Source organism: Streptomyces sp. NPDC018031 (genome assembly GCF_044327625.1).
Lineage (GTDB): Bacteria > Actinomycetota > Actinomycetes > Streptomycetales > Streptomycetaceae > Streptomyces.
The window spans coordinates 1-19,165 of sequence record NZ_JBIRFT010000036.1 but is presented as its reverse complement, the minus strand read 5'-3'; the positions used below and the strand labels follow the sequence as shown (position 1 = coordinate 19,165).

At 71.0% G+C, this 19,165-nt stretch carries 11 protein-coding genes and 5 pseudogenes; 11 read left to right on the top strand and 5 right to left on the bottom strand.

What is annotated here, in order from left to right:
• Nucleotides 1-96 precede the first annotated feature (96 nt).
• Nucleotides 97-501, bottom strand: a pseudogene (locus ACH4B3_RS33910) (Tn3 family transposase); the annotation flags it as partial.
• Nucleotides 502-506: 5 nt separating this feature from the next.
• Between ACH4B3_RS33910 and ACH4B3_RS33905 the strand changes: the two are divergent.
• Nucleotides 507-657: pseudogene (locus ACH4B3_RS33905) on the top strand (XRE family transcriptional regulator); the annotation flags it as partial.
• 239 nt (nt 658-896) lie between these two features.
• Here the strand turns inward: ACH4B3_RS33905 and ACH4B3_RS33900 are convergent.
• Nucleotides 897-1,745, bottom strand: a complete 849-nt coding sequence (locus ACH4B3_RS33900) for a LysR family transcriptional regulator (protein ID WP_398469578.1) — start codon at nt 1,743-1,745, stop codon at nt 897-899.
• A gap of 104 nt (nt 1,746-1,849) precedes the next feature.
• On the opposite strand from ACH4B3_RS33900, the gene ACH4B3_RS33895 reads away from it, so the two are divergent.
• Together ACH4B3_RS33895 and ACH4B3_RS33890 are read left to right on the top strand one after the other, a co-directional pair.
• A complete protein-coding gene (locus tag ACH4B3_RS33895) occupies nt 1,850-2,593 on the top strand; it encodes an SDR family oxidoreductase (protein WP_398469576.1) in 744 nt (247 codons plus the stop codon).
• Nucleotides 2,594-3,050: 457 nt separating this feature from the next.
• Nucleotides 3,051-3,528, top strand: a pseudogene (locus ACH4B3_RS33890) (IS5 family transposase); the annotation flags it as partial.
• A 265-nt stretch (nt 3,529-3,793) separates the two neighbouring features.
• Here ACH4B3_RS33890 and ACH4B3_RS33885 read toward each other — a convergent pair.
• A complete protein-coding gene (locus tag ACH4B3_RS33885) occupies nt 3,794-3,880 on the bottom strand; it encodes a DUF6207 family protein (RefSeq protein WP_398469580.1) in 87 nt (28 codons plus the stop codon).
• Between the two features lie 723 nt (nt 3,881-4,603).
• Here ACH4B3_RS33885 and ACH4B3_RS33880 point away from each other — a divergent pair.
• The 8 genes and pseudogenes from ACH4B3_RS33880 (at nt 4,604) to ACH4B3_RS33845 (ending at nt 14,442) form a co-directional block, all read left to right on the top strand.
• The gene (locus ACH4B3_RS33880) at nt 4,604-5,845 is read left to right on the top strand and encodes a glycosyltransferase (RefSeq protein ID WP_398469574.1); all 1,242 of its coding nucleotides are present in this window, start codon (nt 4,604-4,606) and stop codon (nt 5,843-5,845) included.
• 93 nt (nt 5,846-5,938) lie between these two features.
• Entirely contained in the window at nt 5,939-7,366 is a 1,428-nt protein-coding gene (gene rox / locus ACH4B3_RS33875) for a rifampin monooxygenase (RefSeq protein ID WP_398469572.1), read from the top strand.
• 1,290 nt (nt 7,367-8,656) lie between these two features.
• A pseudogene (locus tag ACH4B3_RS33870) lies at nt 8,657-9,396 on the top strand (alpha/beta hydrolase).
• 496 nt (nt 9,397-9,892) lie between these two features.
• Complete coding sequence (locus ACH4B3_RS33865) at nt 9,893-10,774, top strand: replication-relaxation family protein (protein ID WP_398469570.1); 882 nt, start codon at nt 9,893-9,895, stop codon at nt 10,772-10,774.
• A 234-nt stretch (nt 10,775-11,008) separates the two neighbouring features.
• Nucleotides 11,009-11,286 (top strand): annotated as a pseudogene (locus ACH4B3_RS33860) (hypothetical protein).
• Nucleotides 11,287-11,617: 331 nt separating this feature from the next.
• Entirely contained in the window at nt 11,618-12,076 is a 459-nt protein-coding gene (locus ACH4B3_RS33855; protein ID WP_398469568.1) for a hypothetical protein, read from the top strand.
• 427 nt (nt 12,077-12,503) lie between these two features.
• Entirely contained in the window at nt 12,504-13,637 is a 1,134-nt protein-coding gene (locus ACH4B3_RS33850) for a PQQ-binding-like beta-propeller repeat protein (RefSeq protein ID WP_398469566.1), read from the top strand.
• A gap of 238 nt (nt 13,638-13,875) precedes the next feature.
• Complete coding sequence (locus ACH4B3_RS33845) at nt 13,876-14,442, top strand: Hachiman antiphage defense system protein HamA (RefSeq protein WP_398469564.1); 567 nt, start codon at nt 13,876-13,878, stop codon at nt 14,440-14,442.
• An 882-nt stretch (nt 14,443-15,324) separates the two neighbouring features.
• On the opposite strand, the gene ACH4B3_RS33840 is transcribed toward ACH4B3_RS33845, so the two are convergent.
• Both ACH4B3_RS33840 and ACH4B3_RS33835 read right to left on the bottom strand, forming a co-directional pair.
• On the bottom strand, nt 15,325-17,988 hold the full coding sequence (locus tag ACH4B3_RS33840; RefSeq protein ID WP_398469562.1) for a Helicase associated domain protein: 2,664 nt from the start codon (nt 17,986-17,988) through the stop codon (nt 15,325-15,327).
• Between the two features lie 36 nt (nt 17,989-18,024).
• Nucleotides 18,025-18,579, bottom strand: coding sequence for a hypothetical protein (locus tag ACH4B3_RS33835; RefSeq protein ID WP_398469560.1), 555 nt, complete (start codon nt 18,577-18,579; stop codon nt 18,025-18,027).
• Nucleotides 18,580-19,165 lie beyond the last annotated feature (586 nt).

The window sequence follows — 19,165 nt, the reverse complement described above, 5'->3', positions numbered from 1 at the left end:
CCCGTGAACGTCTCCACCCACACCGGCTCAGCCCGCAACACCCCACCCATACAAGCAAAATGCCCACCACCAAGCCTTATGCAACACCCTTTAGCGCGGGCCGTCCAGCAGCCTCGCGCGCGGGTCGGACCACTGGTTCGACGGGGCGGCGAACACATCGCGCCGGTTCAGGGCACGGTGCAGCTGCTCACGCACACCACGTACGCGTCCCGGTCGATCGCCCCCTGCGGCAGCTTGCCGGTGGAGAGCACCGCCCGCCGCCACATCGCCGGCACCAGCTCGGCGTCGACCTCGCGCGGAGCAGCGGCCGGTCCATGACCCGGTGCCGTGACAGCGCGGGCAGACGGCGCACCGCCTTCAGCACGCGTCGCCCGGCCGGGGCCGCGTCCAGCGCGTCCGACTCACCGAGCAGGGAAGGAAGGGGTGCACGGTGTTGTAGCGCAGGCCGAGTTTCTCGCGCATCGCCGCCTCGGCCGAGCCGTCGTCCTCGGGCACCAGGGCTCGAGGCCCAGGAGGCCGGCGCCAGCGACGCCCGACTGCAGGAGATCGCGGCCGAAGCGCTCATAGGAGGTGTACTTCCAGGACGGCGGCCGCCGCGCTGGCAGCCTGGAAGAGGTCCGCTTCACGGACATCGAGCACCTCGAGTGCGACCTGTAGCAGCCGCGCCCCGAACAGAGCCCGCGGGCCCGGCCTGTTGAGCTGGGGTGTGGTGGGTGTCTCCAGGGCTGGTTTGTTGTTGTTTCGGGTTGGTGTCTGCCGGTGCTGGGGGTGTTGTTCTGGTGACGCTGGTGCAGGCTAGTGGTTTCGTTCCGCGGGATGTGCCGGGGGCTGATGGGGGCGGGCCGGATGCCGGTCCCCGGGGTCCGGCAGGGTGTCTCGGTGTTCGTCGTTGTCGGTTACAGGGCGGTGGCGGCGCGGACGAGTCCCGCGACTGCTGTTGAACGGCTGTGTGGGGGCCAGGCGATGACGGTGGTGACGTGGGGGGCGTCGGTGACCGGTACGGCGGTGAGGCCGTCGCGCAGGCCTGTGCGGCCTGACTCCGGGACCACCGCACAGGCGCGGCCGAGGGCGATGAGCTGGGTGAGCTGTGTGTGGTCGCGGACCTGCGGTCCGGGTCCGTCGGGGAAGGTGCCGTCGGGGCGGGGCCAGCGGGGCAGGGGCAGGTCGGGAATGGCGGTGACCTCGGCGAGCCGCAGGTGGGGACGGGTGCTGAGGGGGTGGCCCGTGGGGAGGATCGCGACCTGGCCCTCGGAGTGCAGGTCCTCGGTGTCGAAGCCGGCCGTGTCGTCGAAGGGCCGGTGCAGCAGGGCTACGTCAGCCCGGCCGGTGCGCAGCACCGTAACCTGCTCGGCCGGCCCGCACAGCACGACGTCGACGGTGACGGCGCCGGGCTCGGCGGCGTAGGCGTCGAGGAGTTTGGCCAGCAGTTCATCGCAGGCGCCCGCCTTCGCGGCCAGGACCACGGCGGGGCGGCCTGTCGCGGCGAGTGCGGCCCGGCGGGTGCGCCGTTCTGCGGCCTCGATGGCGTCCAGCGCCGCCCGGGCCTCCCGTAGCAGCACCGCCCCGGGCTCGGTCAGGGCCGCGCCCCGGCTGCCTCGCTCCAGCAGGGGGGCGCCCAGGCGTCGTTCGAGCCCGGCGATCGCTCGTGACAGCGGGGGTTGGGCGATGCCCAGCCGCTGTGCGGCCCGGCCGAAGTGCAGTTCTTCGGCGACCGCGACGAAGTACCGCAGCTCACGTGTCTCCACCCTGCCAGCCTAATCGGGTCGGCCAGGAGTGATACCCAGGCGGTATCGCCGCCCACCCAGTCGGTCTTGGACGCACCGCCCGCCGGGGGAGAAACATCGGTGTCATGACTGAGACGAACACCGTGAACCACGCCAAGGTCGCGCTGGTGACCGGGGCCAACAAGGGCATCGGGTACGAGATCGCCGCCGGGCTCGGCACCCTCGGCTGGACGGTCGGGGTCGGCGCACGGAACGAGGAACGGCGCGAGGCGGCCGTGGACAAGCTCCGCGCGGTCGGCGCCGACGCTTTCGGCGTGCCGCTGGACGTAACCGACGACGCGAGCGTGACCGCGGCGGCCCGGCTGATCGAGGAGCAGACCGGGCGGCTGGATGCGCTCGTCAACAACGCCGGCATCACCGGTGGTATGCCGCAGGAGCCCACGACGGTCGACGTGGACCGGGTACGGGCGGCCGTGGAGACCAATGTGATCGGCGTCATCCGCGTGACCAACGCCCTGCTGCCGCTGCTGCGCCGTTCGCCGGCGCCGCGGATCGTGAACGTCTCCAGCAGCGTCGGCTCCCTCACCCTCCAGACCACACCTGGCGCCGAGACGGGCCCCATCTCCATCGCGTACTCTCCGTCGAAGACGTTCCTCAACGCCGTCACCGTGCAGTACGCCAAGGAGCTGGCCGACACGCACATCCTGATCAACGCCGTCTGCCCTGGCTACACCGCGACCGACCTGAACGGCTTCCGGGGAGTGCGCACCCCGCAGCAAGGCGCAGCCGCCGCGATCCGGCTGGCCACCGTGGAGGGCCACGAGCCGACAGGCCGCTTCTTCGACGACGAGGGCGAGGTGCCCTGGTGACGAACGGTCCGCGCGCGCCGTTCCGTGGAGTTGGCGCACGCGCGTCCTCCTGACCGGCACTGTCACGCCATGTCGGTACGGCCGTCGAGGCCGAGCCGCCGGCGGCCGACCGGGTGAGGGAGCGAAAAGGGCCAAGCGTCCGTGACCAGCAGCCTGCCTTCCGGGTGACAACCAGGCTGCTTCGGCCCGGCCCTTCTGCCACGCTGTTCGGGTCCGCCGGTGACGACTATCGAGCCTCGGCCCAACCGATGCGGTCCGGGCTGGCTCGCGTATCCGCGGGGGGTCGGATGGTGATGCACGCGATGCTCTGGCCAACGAGGCCGCCGCGCGGTGGTCACCACGGTGGCGACGCTCTGCGGCGCGGCGAACGGCCGGTGCGGTCGCTCAGGGGGGAGGCCGCCGGCGGGTGGACACGCATGGGGCGGGGCCGGCGTGGATGCCACGTCAGGGCGGCCCGGCGGGGCCCCCAAGCGGGCCCAGCCCGGTCGACCGCGCACGACCGGGCAGCAAGCACCACGTCATCACCGACAGCCAAGGCATCCCGCTCGCGGTGTCGCTGACCGGCGGGAACCGCAACGACGTCACCCAGCTCGAGCCGTTGCTCGACAAGAAGCCCGCCGTGGCCGGCGTCGTCGGACGTCTACGGCACCGCCCCGACGCACTCCTCGCCGACCGCGGATACGACCACGACAAGTACCGCCGGCTGCTCCGGAAGCGCGGCATCCGGCCTGTGATCGCCGAGCGAGGACAGCCACACGGATCCGGACCTGGGCGTCTTCCGCTGGGTCGTCGAGGGCACCATCTCCTGGCTGCACGGCTTCCGGCGCTTGCGCATCCGCTGGGAACGGCGAGACGACATCCACGAAGCCTTCCTCGGCCTCGCCACCTGCCTGATCACTCACCGACACGTCCAACGCCTTTGTCAGGACCTCTAAGGACCCCCGCCCTGATGCGTGCGTCTCGTTGACCGCGGAGGAGTACGCGGAGGCGCACGTCGACGGCATCCGGTGGGCCGACCAGGCCGGTCGGGATGCGCTGCAGGACCAGATGGACGAGGCGAGCGGGGCCGCCGAGAATTAGCTAGCCGGCGGTGCCGGAGCGTCGGGTGTCCGCGTGCACCCGCGCCTGCACCCGGTTCTCCGGGAGTGCGGCGTACTGGAGCGATGCCGGAGGTCGCCCACCGCTGCTGGAGACTGCCTATCACGGCGCGGGCGTGTCTTCGTCTGCGGCGGTGATGTCCAGGACCACTAGTCCCGGTTCGGCCAGGTGCTGCTCGTCGATGCGCATGCCCCCTCCGACGATGTCCAGCGGCGGTCCGGTTCGCCGACAGCTGCGCCGATCGCCCGAACGAGTGACGGCCGCATGGTGCTGCCTGCCCTTTGGCCGTAGAAGCAGCAGGCTCTGTCTCCGTGGCACGCGGATGCCGGCCACGACTGTCTGGAAGGCTCGTGCGTCGCCGGCCCGGACCGCGGTGATGGTCAAGGCCAGGGGCCGGGTATGGCCGTCGGCGGCCAGGTGGACCCTGGTGCCCAGGCCGCCGCTTGAGCGGCGGAGGTGGTTGGGGCGCGGCTTGGGAGCGCTCGGGCTCATCGAGGGCGCGGAGGTGTCCGAGCGGCAGATGGAGCTGTTGTTCGCGCAGGGCCAGCACCCAGACGCCGACCGCATCGAGCACGGCCTCCTGGCCCCGCCCCGGCCCCGGCCACGGCGCGCCTGGCCACCGTGCTCGGCCAGCCGATCGAGGAGGTCGAGCCGCGTAAGCAGACGCCGCTGTTCGCCCTCGGCTTCACCTTCCAGCCGCAGGGGGGTCCTCCCGGGTCGACGCTGCCGCCGTACGCTGCGCGCCACCGCATAGCGAGGAAGTCGTCCTTGCCCAGTGGGCGTGAGGCAAAGGAGAGCACTCACTCCTTTCCATGATCAACATATAGCGCACCGGGGGGCTTGCGGCAAGACCCCGGTCATGCCACAGAATCGCCGACCGATGCCAGAACCGGTGGAAATGAGAGTCACGAAATGCGTGTGGTGTTGTCGACGTACGGGTCGCGCGGGAGCGTCGAACCGATAGCGGGACTCGCGGTGCGGTTGCGGGAACTGGGCGCACAGGTGCGGGTGTGCGCGCCGCCGGACGAGGAGTTCGCGAAGCGGCTGGCCGAGGTCTGCGTGGAGATGGTGCCGACCGGCGGGCCGGTGCGTCCGCTGGTGACCTCGGTGACGCCGGGGTCGGCGGTGGGTCTGGCGCAGCGTGCGGCCATGTTGATGGCCGCGCAGTTCGAGACGGTCGCGGCGGTGGCGGAGGGGTGTGATGCGCTGGTGGCGACCGGCCCGTTGCCGGTCACGGCCGGCGCGCGGTCGGTGGCCGAGAAGCTGGGCATCCGCTACGTGCACGTGAGCCACCAGCCGGTCAGCCTGCCGTCGCCGTACCGCCGGCCGCCCGCGCGGCGGGGCCGGCCGTTGCCGCCGGACGAGACCGACAACCGGGCGCTGTGGGACCTGGACGCCCAGCTCGCGAACACGATGTTCGGCGAGATGCTCAACACCCAGCGGGCGTCGGTCGGTCTGCCACCGGTGGACAACGTCCGCGACTACGCCTTCACCGACCAGCCGTGGCTGGCCACGGACCCGGTCCTGTCCCCATGGCAGCAGCCGTCGGACCTCGACGTGGTGCAGACCGGCGCGTGGATACCGGCCGACGAACGCCCACTGCCGGCGAAGTTGGTGGAGTTCCTGGACACCGGTACACCACCGGTGTACGTGGGGTTCGGCAGCACGCCCATGAGTGCCCCGAAGGACGTCGCTCGGGTGGCCATCGAGGCGATTCGCGCGCACGGCCGCCGCGCGGTCGTCTCCCGCGGCTGGGCCGAACTGGACCTGATCGACGACCAGGACGACTGCTTCGTCGTCGGCGAGGTCAACCATCAGGCGCTGTTCCGCCGGGCAGCCGCCGTCGTACACCACGGCAGCGCGGGCACGACGACGACGGCTGCCCGGGCCGGGGCGCCTCAAGTGGCGCTACCGCAGGGGGGAGACCAGCCGTATTGGGCCGACCGGGTGGCTGACCTGGGCATCGGCACACCACATGACGGTCCGGCTCCGACTGTAGAGTCCCTGTCGGCGGCGCTCAGGACGGCCCTGACCCCCGAGACCCGCGCACGAGCGACCGCTGTGGCCGGCACGATCCGCACCGACGGGGTGACGGTGGCCGCGACGATGCTGCTCGACGCGGTCAGCCGGGGAGGGCCGCCCGCGTCTGCGTGAACCACGCGGAATCGTCGAGCCGGGGAGAGTGCCCGGCGACGCCGGTCTGCACTGCCCACCCGTTGAATTCAATGGCGTTCTATGAGGGATTTCATGACTGACGTGATCATTGCCGGCGGTGGACCGACCGGTTTGATGCTGGCCGGCGAGTTGCGGCTGCACGATGTGCACGTGGTCGTGCTGGAGAAGTTGACCGAGCCGACCGAGCAGTCCCGCGGGCAGGGCCTGCACGCGCGCAGCGTCGAGCTGATGGACCAGCGCGGCCTGCTGGACCGGTTCCTCGCGGTCAGTGAGAAGTTCCAGGCCGGCGGTCTCTTCGGCGGCATCGCCAAGCCGTGGCCGGACCGGTTGGACACGGCCCACCCGTACGGCGTCGCCACCCCGCAGCCGGTGACCGAGCGGCTGCTCGAGGAGCGTGCCGTCGAACTCGGTGCCGAGATCCGGCGCGGCTGCGAGGTGGTCGGGCTGAGCCAGGACGAGGACGGGGTGACCGTCGAGCTGGCGGACGGCACGCACCTGCGCTCGCGCTACCTCGTCGGGTGCGACGGCGGCCGCAGTGCGGTGCGCAAGCTGCTGGGTGTCGGTTTCCCCGGCGAGCCCGCCAAGGTCGAGACGCTGCTGGGTGACATGGAGGTGACCGAGGATCCGGCGACGATTGCCGCCGTCGTCGAGGAGGTCCGCAAGACCCAACTGCGGTTCGGTGTCCAGCCCCTCGGGGACGCGAGGTACCGCGTCGTCGTGCCCGCCGACGGCGTGGCCGAGGACCGTGCGACCGCGCCGACCCTTGAGGAGTTCAAGAAGCAGCTGCGGGCGGTCGCGGGCACCGACTTCGGCGTGCACTCGCCGCGCTGGCTCTCCCGGTTCGGCGACGCCACCCGGCAGGCCGAGCGCTACCGGGTCGGCCGGGTGCTGCTGGCCGGCGACGCGGCGCACATCCACCCGCCGACGGGCGGACAGGGCCTCAACCTCGGCGTGCAGGACGCGTTCAACCTCGGCTGGAAGCTGGCCGCCGCGGTCGACGGCTGGGCGCCGGAGGGGCTGCTGGACAGCTACCACGCCGAACGGCACCCGGTGGGCGCCCGCGTGCTGGAGAACACCCGTGCGCAGATCACGCTGCTGGGAACCGATCCGGGTGCGACCGCGCTGCGGGAGCTGTTCTCGAGGCTGATGGATTTCGAGGAGGTGAACCGGTACGTGACCGGGATGATCACCGCGGTCGATGTCCGCTACGACCTCGGCGAAGGCCACGAACTGCTCGGCCGGCGGCTGCGGGACGTGGGACTGAAGCAGGGGCGGCTCTACGAGCTGATGCACGGCGGCCGCGGGCTGCTGCTCGACCAGACCGGCCGGCTCTCGGTGGCGGGCTGGGCAGATCGGGTCGACCACGTCGTCGACGTCAGCGAGGAACTGGACGTGCCCGCGGTACTGCTGCGGCCGGACGGCCACGTGGCGTGGGTCGGTGAAGATCAGCAGGATCTGCTCGGACACCTGCCCATATGGTTCGGCGTCGCGGCCAACTGAGCGCGCAGTCGCGGCCCGAAAGGGTCGCGGGGCTGGTGCGTCTGCGCGGCCGCTTCCCACGGCCCGTAGGCGTACGGGGGCCCATAGGCGTACGGGGTGATGGGGGCCGGTCGGCGTCCGCCGGACTGCCCGCCCAGATCAGGTCGAAGGCGGTGGGGAACCACGGTTGCGCACCGCCTTCGTTCGGCCACCTCGCGCCGGTCCCGATCGGTGATCTCCGCTCCGGCAACCCTCGGACAAGCCGAATGATGTGCACCGGACGCCGTGCCGAGCCGCAGCGGCCAGTCTGATCGCTGGTGGATCGCCGGCACCGACGGCAAGCCTCCCCGCGAGTCGAGCCGGTACGAGGGGGCCCGGGTTGCCAGCCTCGCCGGGCAGAACGCGATCCGGACCGCCCGTACCCCGCCTGCCGCCGCCCGGGACGACGCCCCGGCCGCCGCACACACGGAAGACCACCCACGATCAGGCGTCAGACCCGCCGCACACCGTCGACCATCCGGGCCGGGATGCCGTGCTCACCCCGGCACAGCGGGCCGCCGCCGTCCAGGCCCATCAGCAGCCCGCGATGCCCGAGGAGTACCTGTTAGGGCCGTACGACCGACCCGGCTACGTGAATGCGCACAACCGGAGAACCCGGAACGGCTCGCCGCCTTCACCCGCGCGGCCCATGCCCGCCGCCGCGCCTTCGAGGCCCGGCCGAAACCCGAGCAGCCGGCCGACGTGGGTCAAGCCCGCCGACCAGCACCACCACCGCCGCTTCCGGCAGTACCCCGGTGGCCGACCGAACCCGTGGCGTACCGTGCACCCGAGCCGAGGCCGACCGATGTGAGTGCGCGCGGTGGAGTTCGTCGCGCATCGGGTGAGCGAACCGACGATGCCCCGGCAGGGGAGTGGAGTCCACTGAGCCCCCGCCACCTTGAAGCCGCAGGTCAAAGGGCTGGTGTGATCGGCGCTCAGGGTGCTCACACTGGTCATGGGCGGCTGTCTGCGCAGTAGATCGTCCGTCAGCGGTTGGTTGCCGGTCCTTCGGTGCTCGAATCGGTGGCGGACGTGCGCTTTCCGACCAGTGAAAGGAGTGACTCCGACGCCGTGGTATTCGGCCACAGAGCCTCCTCAAAAACCCGTTGGCAGGACCACGGCAGCCACTGCTAGGTTTCCGGAGACCGTGCAAGAGAGCAAGGAGGTGGTACCCGTGAACGCAGTATCGACATGGGTGCTCCCCTCCGGGGTCACGGTCGGGCGGTAGGTCGTCCGGGAGCGCCGTTCAGTGCACTCCCGAAAGGCACGACCATGCATGTCACTTCTGAACAGCGTCTCGACGACGCTGTCCTCGAGCGCGAATTCACCCTCGGCGAGATCCCCGGCATCCTGTGGACGCCCGTATCCGCATCCACATCCGCACCGGCGCCGCTGATCCTGCTCAGCCCCCCTCCTCTCGGGCTGCGCAAGACGTACCCCCGACTGCTGGCCCGGGCCCGGCACTCCGCGGCGGACGGCTTCGCCACGGCCACCATCGAGCTCCCCGGAAGCGGCGACCGGCCCCGCCTGCCCGCCGCCGAGCAGGCCCTCGCCGACCTGCGCCGGGCTATGGAGGCCGGCGAGCCGGTCAGCGACGAGATCATCGACGCCCTCATCCTCCCCCTGGTCGACAAGGCAGTCCCGGAATGGCAGGCCGCCCTGGACGCCCTCCTGTCGCTGCCCGAGATCAGCGGACCGGTCGGGTACTCGGGGGGAGTGATCTCCATCGGGACCCGGCTGGCGGTGGTCGAGCCGCGCATCTCGGCCGCTGTCCTGTTCGCAGGGAGTTTCGTCCCTCGCGCCATGTTCGAGGAGGCCCGCCAGGTCACCATCCTGTGCACGTCCTGCTGCAGTGGGACGACGAAGGGAACGACCGGCAGGCGGCCCTGGACCTGTTCGACGCCTTCGGCTCCAAGGAGAAAACGCTGCACGCCAATATGGGCGGGCACACCGGCGTCCCGCAGTTCGCGGGGGACGCCGCGGCCCAGTTCTTCACCCGACACCTGAAGTGACGCCGGGCCGTCAGACCACCAGCAGCGGCGCGAGCCGATCCAGACCTCGGGCACCTTCAGCTCCTCTGCCGTACGGGTGACGGGAGCGCTCACGCTAGGGCACATCTCTCGGTCCGGATGGTGCTTCGACCTTGCTGTGAGCCCGCCGGTGGACACGGAGCCGCAGCGACGACCGAGCCCAAAGAGGCACAGTCGATCGTGATGCCGCTCACGGACAAACCGGGAGGACACAGGGCGGTCAAGGGGCGTATCGGGAATCGGTGGCGGACGGCGAACAGGCCGCGGTCAAGAGGCGGCTTCGCACGGTGTCCCCGGCCCGCGCGTACGGCGCGCGGGCCGCTTGAGCCACCGACCCGGCCGCACAGGCCGGAGAGAGCCCGAGAAACCGATGCCCACCGCCCCCACCCCACGCGCTTCCTCGACCGCCGCCGGCGCCGCAGCGACAGCCGGCCCCGCTGCGAGCCCTGCTCCCGGCCCCGCAGCCGCTGGCCGCCGCTTGGGCGTTGTCCCTGATCAGCCCGAGCTTTCGGCCGGTCCCGGCCGTTGCAACTCCGCTTCTCCCGCTACTGATGTACCCGGAGAAGCGTCCCGGGCCCGGAAGACGGCGGCGACGAAGGCCGGCGCGGACATCCGCGGAGAGGTCCTGCTCACCCTCGCCCAGCTACGCCTTGCCACACCCCGCCGGCTCAAGGACCTGCTGCTGCCGCACCAGCAGGGCACCGACCACGTCCGGCGCGCCCTGCGCAACCCGCTCGCCGAATCCCCAGCGCTGATCGGCCGCACCCACCGGGCGCAGCAGAGCTACCGGTACTGCACCCAGACGGGTCTGGCCCAAGCCGCGGCTTCCGGTGAGCTCACGCCGACTGTCGGCCGGACCACCGGGAAGCGCATCGCCTCCAGCGCGACGGGCCTGCCTGAGCACGGCCTCGCCCTGGTCGGCACCGTCGTCGCCTTCCACCAAGCGGAGGTCGCCGACCACGCCGACTGGCAGGTGGAAGTCGCCCACCCCACCCCGGCCGGGAACCTGGTGCCCGACGGCGTGGTGCTCCTGGCCGACGGCTCCAGCGCGTTCGTGGAGATCGACCGCACCATGTCCTACGCCCGCCTTCTCGCCAAGCTGGAGCGCCACGACGCCTCCCGCAACGCGCCGCCGTCCGGGCGTGGGAACGCCGCCCGCGCCCCGCGCAGCCACTGGCAGGAGACCTACGCCGGGCCGTCCCCGAATCGACCGTTCCCGCCGCTGCTGTTCGTCTTCGCCCCCGCCCCGCGCCGTGCAGCCCCCGGCCACGAGGGAGGCCGCCTTCCACGACCGCACCGGCCGCCTGCCGAACGTGGGCTACCGGCTCACCGTGGCGACCACGACCCTGCCCCTTGCTGACGAAGAACGGCGCGGACCGTCCGGTGTGACGGGTCGCCGGCAACGGCCGCGGCGAGGAACGCCGCACCCTGGCCGCGCTGCCGAAGGCGCAGTGAACACAGTGGGCCGGGCCGCGCTGCCGAAGGCGCAGTGAGCACAGTGGGCCCGGCCTCCACCGGGCGCCGGGCCCGCCAGCCAGCGGCCCGCACTGCCGGTGGCGGCTGGAAAGCTGATCGGACGAACGGAGACCAGCAGCTGCTGAACGGGCGTGCCTACGGCTCGGACCACGACGACCTCAACATCAGCCCGCTCCCGCACCGGGCTACGCCGAACTGGTCGGAGACCCGCTGGACGGCCTGCTGCTGGACATCCACAGGTGGCGGCCCGAGGAAGTCGACGACGACGTCGCCCTCACCACCGAACTCTCCCGGTGGCCCGGCGGCCGCGCCCTGTACGACCCGCGTCCCGGCGAGCCCCGCACACCCGGCCCCGGTGTGAGCTGCCGCTTCTACTACTCCGGCGACACACCCTGACGCCCACCGGCGTCGCTGGCTTCGGTCAACTGGGCGGCGGTGTTCTCGATACACCGCAGCGTCCACCCGACTCCGGCCCGCCACCTGGGCTCCGCAGTGTCGTAGCGGCCTTCGGTGTCGGCGCGGATGTTGGCGGCGAGGGCACGCAGGTCCAATTTTGTTCACGAGTTCTGGCAGCAGATGTTCACCGCTCCGGGAGGCGCCCCGTCCGGGCCGTGGTTGATGTGCACGAGAACGGGAGGCACCTCGTGTACCCATCCGCCGAACGGCCAGGGCGAGGAACAGCCGAAGGCGTAGCGAGCTGTCAGGCCCGCAGGGGAGACTGTCGCTCATGACAGAGGCCGGGCTCGACGCCGCCGCCCGCTCCCTGCGGGCCTGGCTCAATCGACAGCAGTTCAGTGACCTGTCTACCCCCGAGGTGACCGCCTTCTTCACCGACTCGGTGGCCGACTGGGGGGCCGACCAGGGATACGAAGTCCAGCGGGAGGTGAAGCTGCCCACCGCCTCTCGGCAGAACCGGGCCGGGCGCCTCGACCTGCAACTGCGGCACCGTTCGGGTAAGGGACGTCTGATCAGCATCGAGGTGGATCGGGGTACGAAGGAATGGTCCCTCGCAAAGCTCGTCCAGGCCGCCGAGCTTGGCCACCTGGCGCTGTGGCTTCGGTGGAGCCGCACCCCCGTCACTCTGCCGATCCCGCCCACGGTCCGGCTCATCCGGGCTCAGGTGCTCAGGCGCACCACGCTCACGCGGGCGAAGGTCCACTCGCTCCGGCCGGACAACTGCGGGTAGCAGGCTGGTTCGCCCCCGGCGGCGCCACAGGCGCTGAGGCGGTCCGGCAGCGGACTTCTACCGGCCCCGCGTCAGGGTCACGGGGACCCTCCTGTCTCACCCCGCACTCCCGCTGCACGGCGTACGTCGACGGCACCCGGCGCGGTCGACATTGCGCTCATCAATCGTCGGGGCGGCAGGCCACCAGCCTTCGACGCCGACGCGGAGGAGCTGGCTCCGCGACCGGCTGACCCCCGCCCCGCCGGTACGGCCCAACAGCGGCTGATCTACGCTCCTTTCGCCGGTTGACGGACCAAAAGGGCGCCCATGAAACATCGGGGGATCACCAGCACCGCCGTGGCCGCGACGCTCGCCATGCTGACCGCGTGCGGGGGCGGGGACGGCGACCCCGTCCCGCGGAGCTTCACCGCGCCGACGAAGGTTCTCGGTGAAGCAGGGCGTCCCGCTCCCTGAATCCGCCTTCCTGGGCAAGCTCCGCCTGATCGGCGGGCTACCGCATCCGCTGGCGGTGGCCCTGCACAAGGGGGTGGCCTTCATCGCGCGGCCGGATGGACTCGACGCGGTCAACGGCTATCAGCCAGCCAGCAAGCCGGTCACCATCACCCCGGAGCACAGGCCCCTGCTGAAACTGGACAACCTGATGGGCGACAACCCCGCCGAGGCGCCGCTGATCACCTCCGCCGGTGGCAAGACCCTGGCTCTCAGCGCGCTGGTGACAAAGGTGACCGGCGCCGGGACGACCAGGTCCCACGACGTGGTGGAGCTCATGGCAACGGATACCGCGACCGCCACCAAGACATGGTTCACGGAGAGCCCGCTGCCGGCGGGCGGTGAGCACTCCAGCGACCGGGCCGAGGCCAACGTGGTCGGCCGGGCTGGGCACCTCGTCGTCGTCTTCGGACGCGGCCGGCTCTTCGGCGTGGACCTCAAGAGCCACCAGCGGGTGTGGACGGCCGAGGGGACGTACAAGAAGGGCGCGGCCGTCGTCGGCGATCGCCTCGTCGCGCTGCGCGGCAACCCGGCGGGCGACAGCCAGGTCGTGGGGCTGGGCGCGGCCGACGGCAAGGACGTATGGACCTCGCCCCGCTCGGGGCTCGGACTCTCCACCGCCGGTCCGGACGCCGTGATGACGTATGAGTACCCGACCGATGACATCCGCGACCGGCGGCCCTATCTGCTGGACGCCGCCACCGGCCGCACCCGCCGGGCGCTCCCGGAAGGCGCGCCGAGCCCGGACTGCGCGTACGACGGCGCCGCCGTCACCGTGTGCACCGGCCGAGCTGGGGTCGATGATGCGGTGGCTGCGTACGACCCCAAGAACGGCAAGGAGATCTGGCGGCTGCCTGACGCGGCCGGCAATCGGATCGCACCGAAGGTGACGCTGGTCCGCGCGGGGCTGATCTACGGCATGGCCAACGGCAAGCCCGTCGTCCTGGACGCCGCGAGCGGGAAGGACAAGGAGACCCGGCCGGGGATCGCCCCATACGTCGCCGACGGATACGTGGGCATCTCCGAAACCGAGGACGGCGACGGCCTCACGGCCTACCGGGCAGTGGGCTGACCTCGGGCGCAGGCAGCCGCCCGCCCCTCCCCCCACCGCCCCCGGGCCCGCCAGTGGCGCCTTCACCGGGGCCACGACGACGGAGGCGGTGGTTCGGCCACCGCCCATGATCTGACCCGCACACCGACCGAAGACCAGGCACGCGGGCTGCGCGTAAGCGGGTCTCGTCTTCGGGTGGCATACGTGACAATGAGGACGGGGGAGGACCGAGTCCGGAGAGCTCGATGACGAGGAGCTGATGGACCAGCTCGGCCACAATGTGGCCCGCAACTATCTCATCCCAAGTGAGCTCACGCTCGTGTTCGACGACCTGGGGGCCCCGGAGGTCGCCGACTACCTGCGCGTCAACAAGTTCCCCACCCGGGTTGCGGTTCGGCATGGTGACTTCGGAGAGATCGTAACCGCCGCCCTCTACCGCAGGGTGCGCCGCTTGTGCGTACCGATTCTCAAGCTCCGCTATAAGCAGACTCCGAATCAGGCCGTACAGGGCACGGATGTACTCGCCTTCCGCTTCCGCCAGACGCCGCCGGTGATCGCCGTGCCAGAGGTGAAGACCCGCGCCACACACAAACGGGACCTGGGGCAGGAGGCGTACGACAGCCCGGAGAAGGTCCTCGTCCGCCTGGACGAGAGCATTCACTTCGCGATGGTTCGCTGCGCCGAGCGCGATCACCAGTTCCTCGTGCGCCATCTCGCCGGCCTGCTGCGCCGCCCAAGGAACGAGTGGTGGAGCGGCACATGGTATTCGTCCACGACGCCCAGGCCTGGAGGGACGACGTCGTCGACATCCTCGCCCGCGTGGTGACCCAGCCCACCGAACTGACGGTCGTCAAGATCCGCGGCCTGCAAGCGTTCGTTGCCCGAGACTTCGAAGCCGCCGAAACCGGCGCCGGCCCCCGCCGTACCGAGACCAGTGAGGACACCGCGGCGTGAAGGACTACAACGGCACCCTCCACCGGCTCGGCGAGGAAGTCCTCACCGACGGCGAAGCCGGCCCCTTCTGCGCGCCCAGCTGCGCTCGCACGTCCTGGGCGACCAGATCAGCCTCGAAGGCGCCCCCGTCGCCTACACCTACGACCTCGACGGCATGCGCAACGGCCTGACCCTTGCCCGGATGGGCCAGCTCACCCGCCACCCCGCGCGAACGCCACGCCCATCCCGGCCCGCTGACCGAGATCGCCTGTTCGTTCGCGGTCGCCGTTCTCGGGGAGGTCGAGGTGCGGTGTCGGTGGCTGCTTTGGCGTGCTGCAGTGCCTCGTGGGGCCGACGGGCTGCCTGGGCAGTTGGCGTCCCCGGCCGGGGTTCGGTGCGTTGTGCCTCGCAGCGGCCGCGCAGTTGCGCCGCCGCGCCTCCGCGGGCCGTGGTTGCGTCTTCCCTGCGGGTCCGGTGGTGTTGCTGGCGTCGTGCGGCCACACTCCGGCGGTGCCGGCCGTCCGCGGGTTTCGGGGTTCTGCAGGAGGCTGTCGTCGGTGGGAGCCAGATGGCCCCTCGCGAGCTTGGTCCGGTATGCCGCAGTCGGTGGAAGTGATGGGTATCGGCGTGGTGGCGGGGTAAAGTCGCAGCTCACGGACATCTGCCCCGCGCATGCGGACCGAGAACATCTCTGCCCAACCCAACAGATCGGGGCCCTGGGCGCGGCCATGTCAGCCCTGGGCCTCTCATACTCCGGCTCGACTGCCGGACCGCGTCACGCCCAGTCGATGCCGAGCTTCCGCAGCGCGTCCAGCTGCTCCTGCGTGAGCTTGTCGCGCCTGGCCTTGATGTTGCTGTACCAGATGCCGAGCTTGGTCTCGGTCCCGTCGGGCAAGGTCTCCACCGCCTTCCGGGGCACCGTCCCCTGACCTTCTCGTTCGATCCAGTGTGTGAGGGCCGTGAGGCCGCGTTGGAATGCGTGTTGTGCCTTGCTCCCGGCCTTCCCCGGGCCTTTCGCCGGAGCTGGGGCCGCCGGGGTGGGAGACGGGGCCTGATCGGGCTGTACGCCCAGCTTGCTCAGCCGTTCCTGCTGCTCGGGGAGAAGCTGCGCCCAGTTGCCTGGGTTCTTCTGCCGCTGGAGCCATTTGCCTAGGTCATCGCCGTCGAACAGCACGCCGGGGGCGATGTCGGGCAGCACGCCGCCGGCCTCGGTGTCGGCGAGGTCGGCGAGGACGCGGTAGTGGCGCTGCCAGTCCAGCGGCCACGGGCAGTCCCAGTCTGGATCGATCGCGGTGAGCTGCGCGGCGCGTACGGCGGCTCGCTCCGGGTCCTTGCCCAGGCCGTTCTTCACACCCTTCCGCCGGAGGTTGGCCATATGCTGCCCGATCGGGACCTCTACGCCGCCGGCGTGGTCGGTCCAGACGGCGTCCTGCCGGGGTGCGAGGTGCCCGTGCGCGCGCCGGTAGGAGCGGAGTGCGGCGAGCTTGTTCTCCCATGCCTCTTCGCCGGGCTCCCAGACCATCCCGGACTCGTCGAGGAGATCTTTGCGGTGGGAGTCGAGTTCTCCGGCGCGCAGTGCCTTGCGCTGCTGGTGCACCCACCGCCCCAGGGGGAAGTCCTTGGTGACGCCGACCTCGACCTCGGTGTCGTAGGGGACGGCGTGCAGGCCGGTGATCTCGTTCTCCTTCCGCCAGCGTAGGAGGGCTTGGTAGCCCTCGAGCCAGACGAGGGACTGGGGGCGGATGACGCGGTAGCGGATCAGGGCGGCGATGTCGGCGGCGTCTCGCGGAGAGGCGAAATTGATCACGACGGAGGTGACCCGGTCGACTTCCTGCTGCGCCTCGCTGGTCTCCTCACCGCCGTCGGCTCCAGCTGCGCGGTCAGGGTGGACGTGGTGGCGTCGGCGTTCGGTGCCGCGGGTGAGGGCGCGGGAGGCGAGTTGGTCGACCATGCGTTCGGAGTGCGAGCGCAGGGCTTGGAGGATGTCGACGAGGGGGTGGTAGCTGGCGGAGGCGATCATGTCCTTCGGGTCCTCGCCGGGCTGGAGGAAGACGGGGATGATGATCCGGGCGGTCTTGGTCGTGCCGTCGGGGTTGGGGCGCAGGGCGCGTCCGATGTTCTGGACGACGTCGACCTGGGAGGTGCGTGAGCCGACGATGCACACCGCCTCGACCCCGCGCAGGCCGGTGATGTCGACCCCGACCCCGAGGGCGCGTACGGAGGACAGGAACGCCCGGTGCACCCGCCGGTTCTGGGCGTTGATGCCGCCTGCGAACCGGTGGATGACCTCACGCCGGTGCGCGATGGGATGGTCCCCGCACAGCCAGTCCGCCCATACCCGGTCCGGGGGCACGTGACGGTCTTCCTCCAGCTCGTACAGCTCGGCGTCGATCGATGACGCGGGCAGGTCCTCCGCCCCGGCCAGCGCCGCCGCGGAGGCCTCGGTGGTGTACAGCTCGGCGGCCGTGCGCGGCATCTGCTCGGCGAACGCCGCAGCTTCCTCCACCCGCTGGTGGAACACCATGGTGGTGTGCAGATTCTGCTGCGCCGCGTGCTCAAGGAGTGCGGCCTGGAGCAGGGCCATGCGCCGGCCGCGCAGCGCGTCTTCGGACAGGCCCAGGATCGGGTCGGGGTCGCGGATCTCCAGTACGTCGATCTCGAATCCCGCGAGGATCGAGCGTTCCACTGCCTCCGCGAGCCCGAGGTCGAAGATCCTGGTGCCGTAGGTGGTGCTGTCGTCTTCCATGGATGCGATCACCAGTTCTTGGCCGTCCCGTCCCCGCTGTGGCCTGGGCGCAGCCAGGATGCGCGGGGTGGCGGTCAGGTAGAGACGGAAGTCGACCGGAATCCGGGACTGGTCGTGGATCGCCGCCCAGGGCCGGCCCATGTCCCCGGCGGTCATGTGCGCCTCATCCAAAATCGCGAGGTCGAACGGGGCCATCCGCTGTCCGTACAGTCGCTCCCCACCCGCCAGCGCGGCCTCCAGCGGCCCGCGCACCGTCCGCTGACCCGACGGGTCCTCCGGGTCCTCGCGGTCCACCAGAGAGGCGTACGTGGCGAACACGATCACCGGCCCGGACCCCGCCCACAGCGCGAGCCGGATCGGGTTGGTGGTGGTACGCACGCCGAGCTGCTCCAGGACCTCGTCCTTGTCCACCGAGCAGACCGCGACCATGGGCGCGTGGTGTCCGACCCGGCGCCAGGACTGCGCGCTCTGCACGATCAGATCCAAGGTGGGCACCATGACGAGGATCCGCCCGTCCGGGAAGCACTCCAGAGCGGACGCGGCGGCCGTGATCGTCTTTCCGGACCCGGTCGCGGACACCCCCGTGGCACGCGCCCCCTTCGGAGGCACAGGCGATCTTGCGGGGAATCCCACCCACTTACGAAACGCTGATTTCTGGTCGATCTGGTGTTCCTTGAGCGGAATCAAAGACATTTTCGCACCCTCCCTGAGTCTACTTCTCGAGGTTTCTCAGACGGCCGCGTGCGGGTAGCAGGCCGCACCGTCGTCGCTCTGGATCGCCGCGCCCGCGAGATGCCACCCGCCGGGTTTTCCCTCCCGGAAGGACGGCTTGTCCTCCAGGTCGTAGTGCCTGACCTCGCGCGTGCAGGAGATGACGTCTCCGCTGGAGGGCTCCACTGCCCGCGCCGTGCACAGACCGCCGGCCTTGCCCTGCGCCTCCAGCACTCTGCGCCGCTCCGTGGTGTTCGGGCGGGTGCGCGGCAGCACGGTCTCCCGGGTGAACGCCTCCAGCCGTACCAGGTCCGCCCGTTCACGCTGCCGCACGTCCGCGATATGCACGGCCGGCTCAGCAGCCCCCGACGACGGGCCACCGAGCCGAGCCCAGTCACGGTGAGCGATGCCCACCAGAGCCTCGCTCACCGCCGTCACGCCCTCATCCCAGCCCTCCGCGAACAGCGCGCCCCGAGAGGCCGGCGCCATGCCGTCCAGCTCGACCACCTCGCTCTGCGACCCGGCGACCGCCCCGGCCTCCAGCGCGGCCACCAGGTTGTCCGCCTCAGCCACGGGCACGCCCTGGACGGGCAGGAGCGCGAACACCCTCAACCGGGCTTTGCTGCCCGCCGTCTGGTACCGCGTCACCCGGCATACAGATTCGCTGCTCAGCACAGGACCTGGTCCGGTAGATTGGCGGTGACCAGTCATCGGCGGCCATTCCTCTCGAAATTGAGGGAAACTCCCGGGCTGCTGGGGTGTCCCGTGTTTCCGCCAACGGTACATGCTGCATCAACCTGATGCAGCGCTACACTGGAACCCGACACGAACGAGCGACCCCCACCCCTCGCAGCCAGCTGGGCCCGCGTCAGCGGGCCTGAAGGTCCTAGAGGCGCAGCCGGAAGGACCGTTCAGGGCGAGGGAGCGCAGCGGACTCGCCCACCCCCGACTGGAGCGAAGCGGAAGTCGGGGATAGCGGGGCAACGCCCCGCCGCTCCGGGAGCGCAGCGCACGGAGCGTCACCCCCCGTGCGCAGCACGGGGGGTGCAGGGACGCGCAGCGTCCCGCCAGCGCTCCCGCGGAGCGGGAGCGCAACCACCGCGCGCAGCGCGGTGGTTCGCTTGCCCATCGCGCAGCGATGGGGTACCCGCTCCGCGGG

What these genes read in the sequence shown, in the direction of transcription:
- ACH4B3_RS33895 (WP_398469576.1), top strand. Translation starts at nt 1,850, where the DNA reads ATGACTGAGACGAACACCGTGAACCACGCCAAGGTCGCGCTGGTGACC.
- ACH4B3_RS33885 (WP_398469580.1), bottom strand. Translation starts at nt 3,880, where the DNA reads ATGCGCATCGACGAGCAGCACCTGGCCGAACCGGGACTAGTGGTCCTG.
- ACH4B3_RS33880 (WP_398469574.1), top strand. Translation starts at nt 4,604, where the DNA reads ATGCGTGTGGTGTTGTCGACGTACGGGTCGCGCGGGAGCGTCGAACCG.
- rox (WP_398469572.1), top strand. Translation starts at nt 5,939, where the DNA reads ATGACTGACGTGATCATTGCCGGCGGTGGACCGACCGGTTTGATGCTG.
- ACH4B3_RS33855 (WP_398469568.1), top strand. Translation starts at nt 11,618, where the DNA reads ATGACAGAGGCCGGGCTCGACGCCGCCGCCCGCTCCCTGCGGGCCTGG.
- ACH4B3_RS33845 (WP_398469564.1), top strand. Translation starts at nt 13,876, where the DNA reads ATGGACCAGCTCGGCCACAATGTGGCCCGCAACTATCTCATCCCAAGT.
- ACH4B3_RS33840 (WP_398469562.1), bottom strand. Translation starts at nt 17,988, where the DNA reads ATGTCTTTGATTCCGCTCAAGGAACACCAGATCGACCAGAAATCAGCG.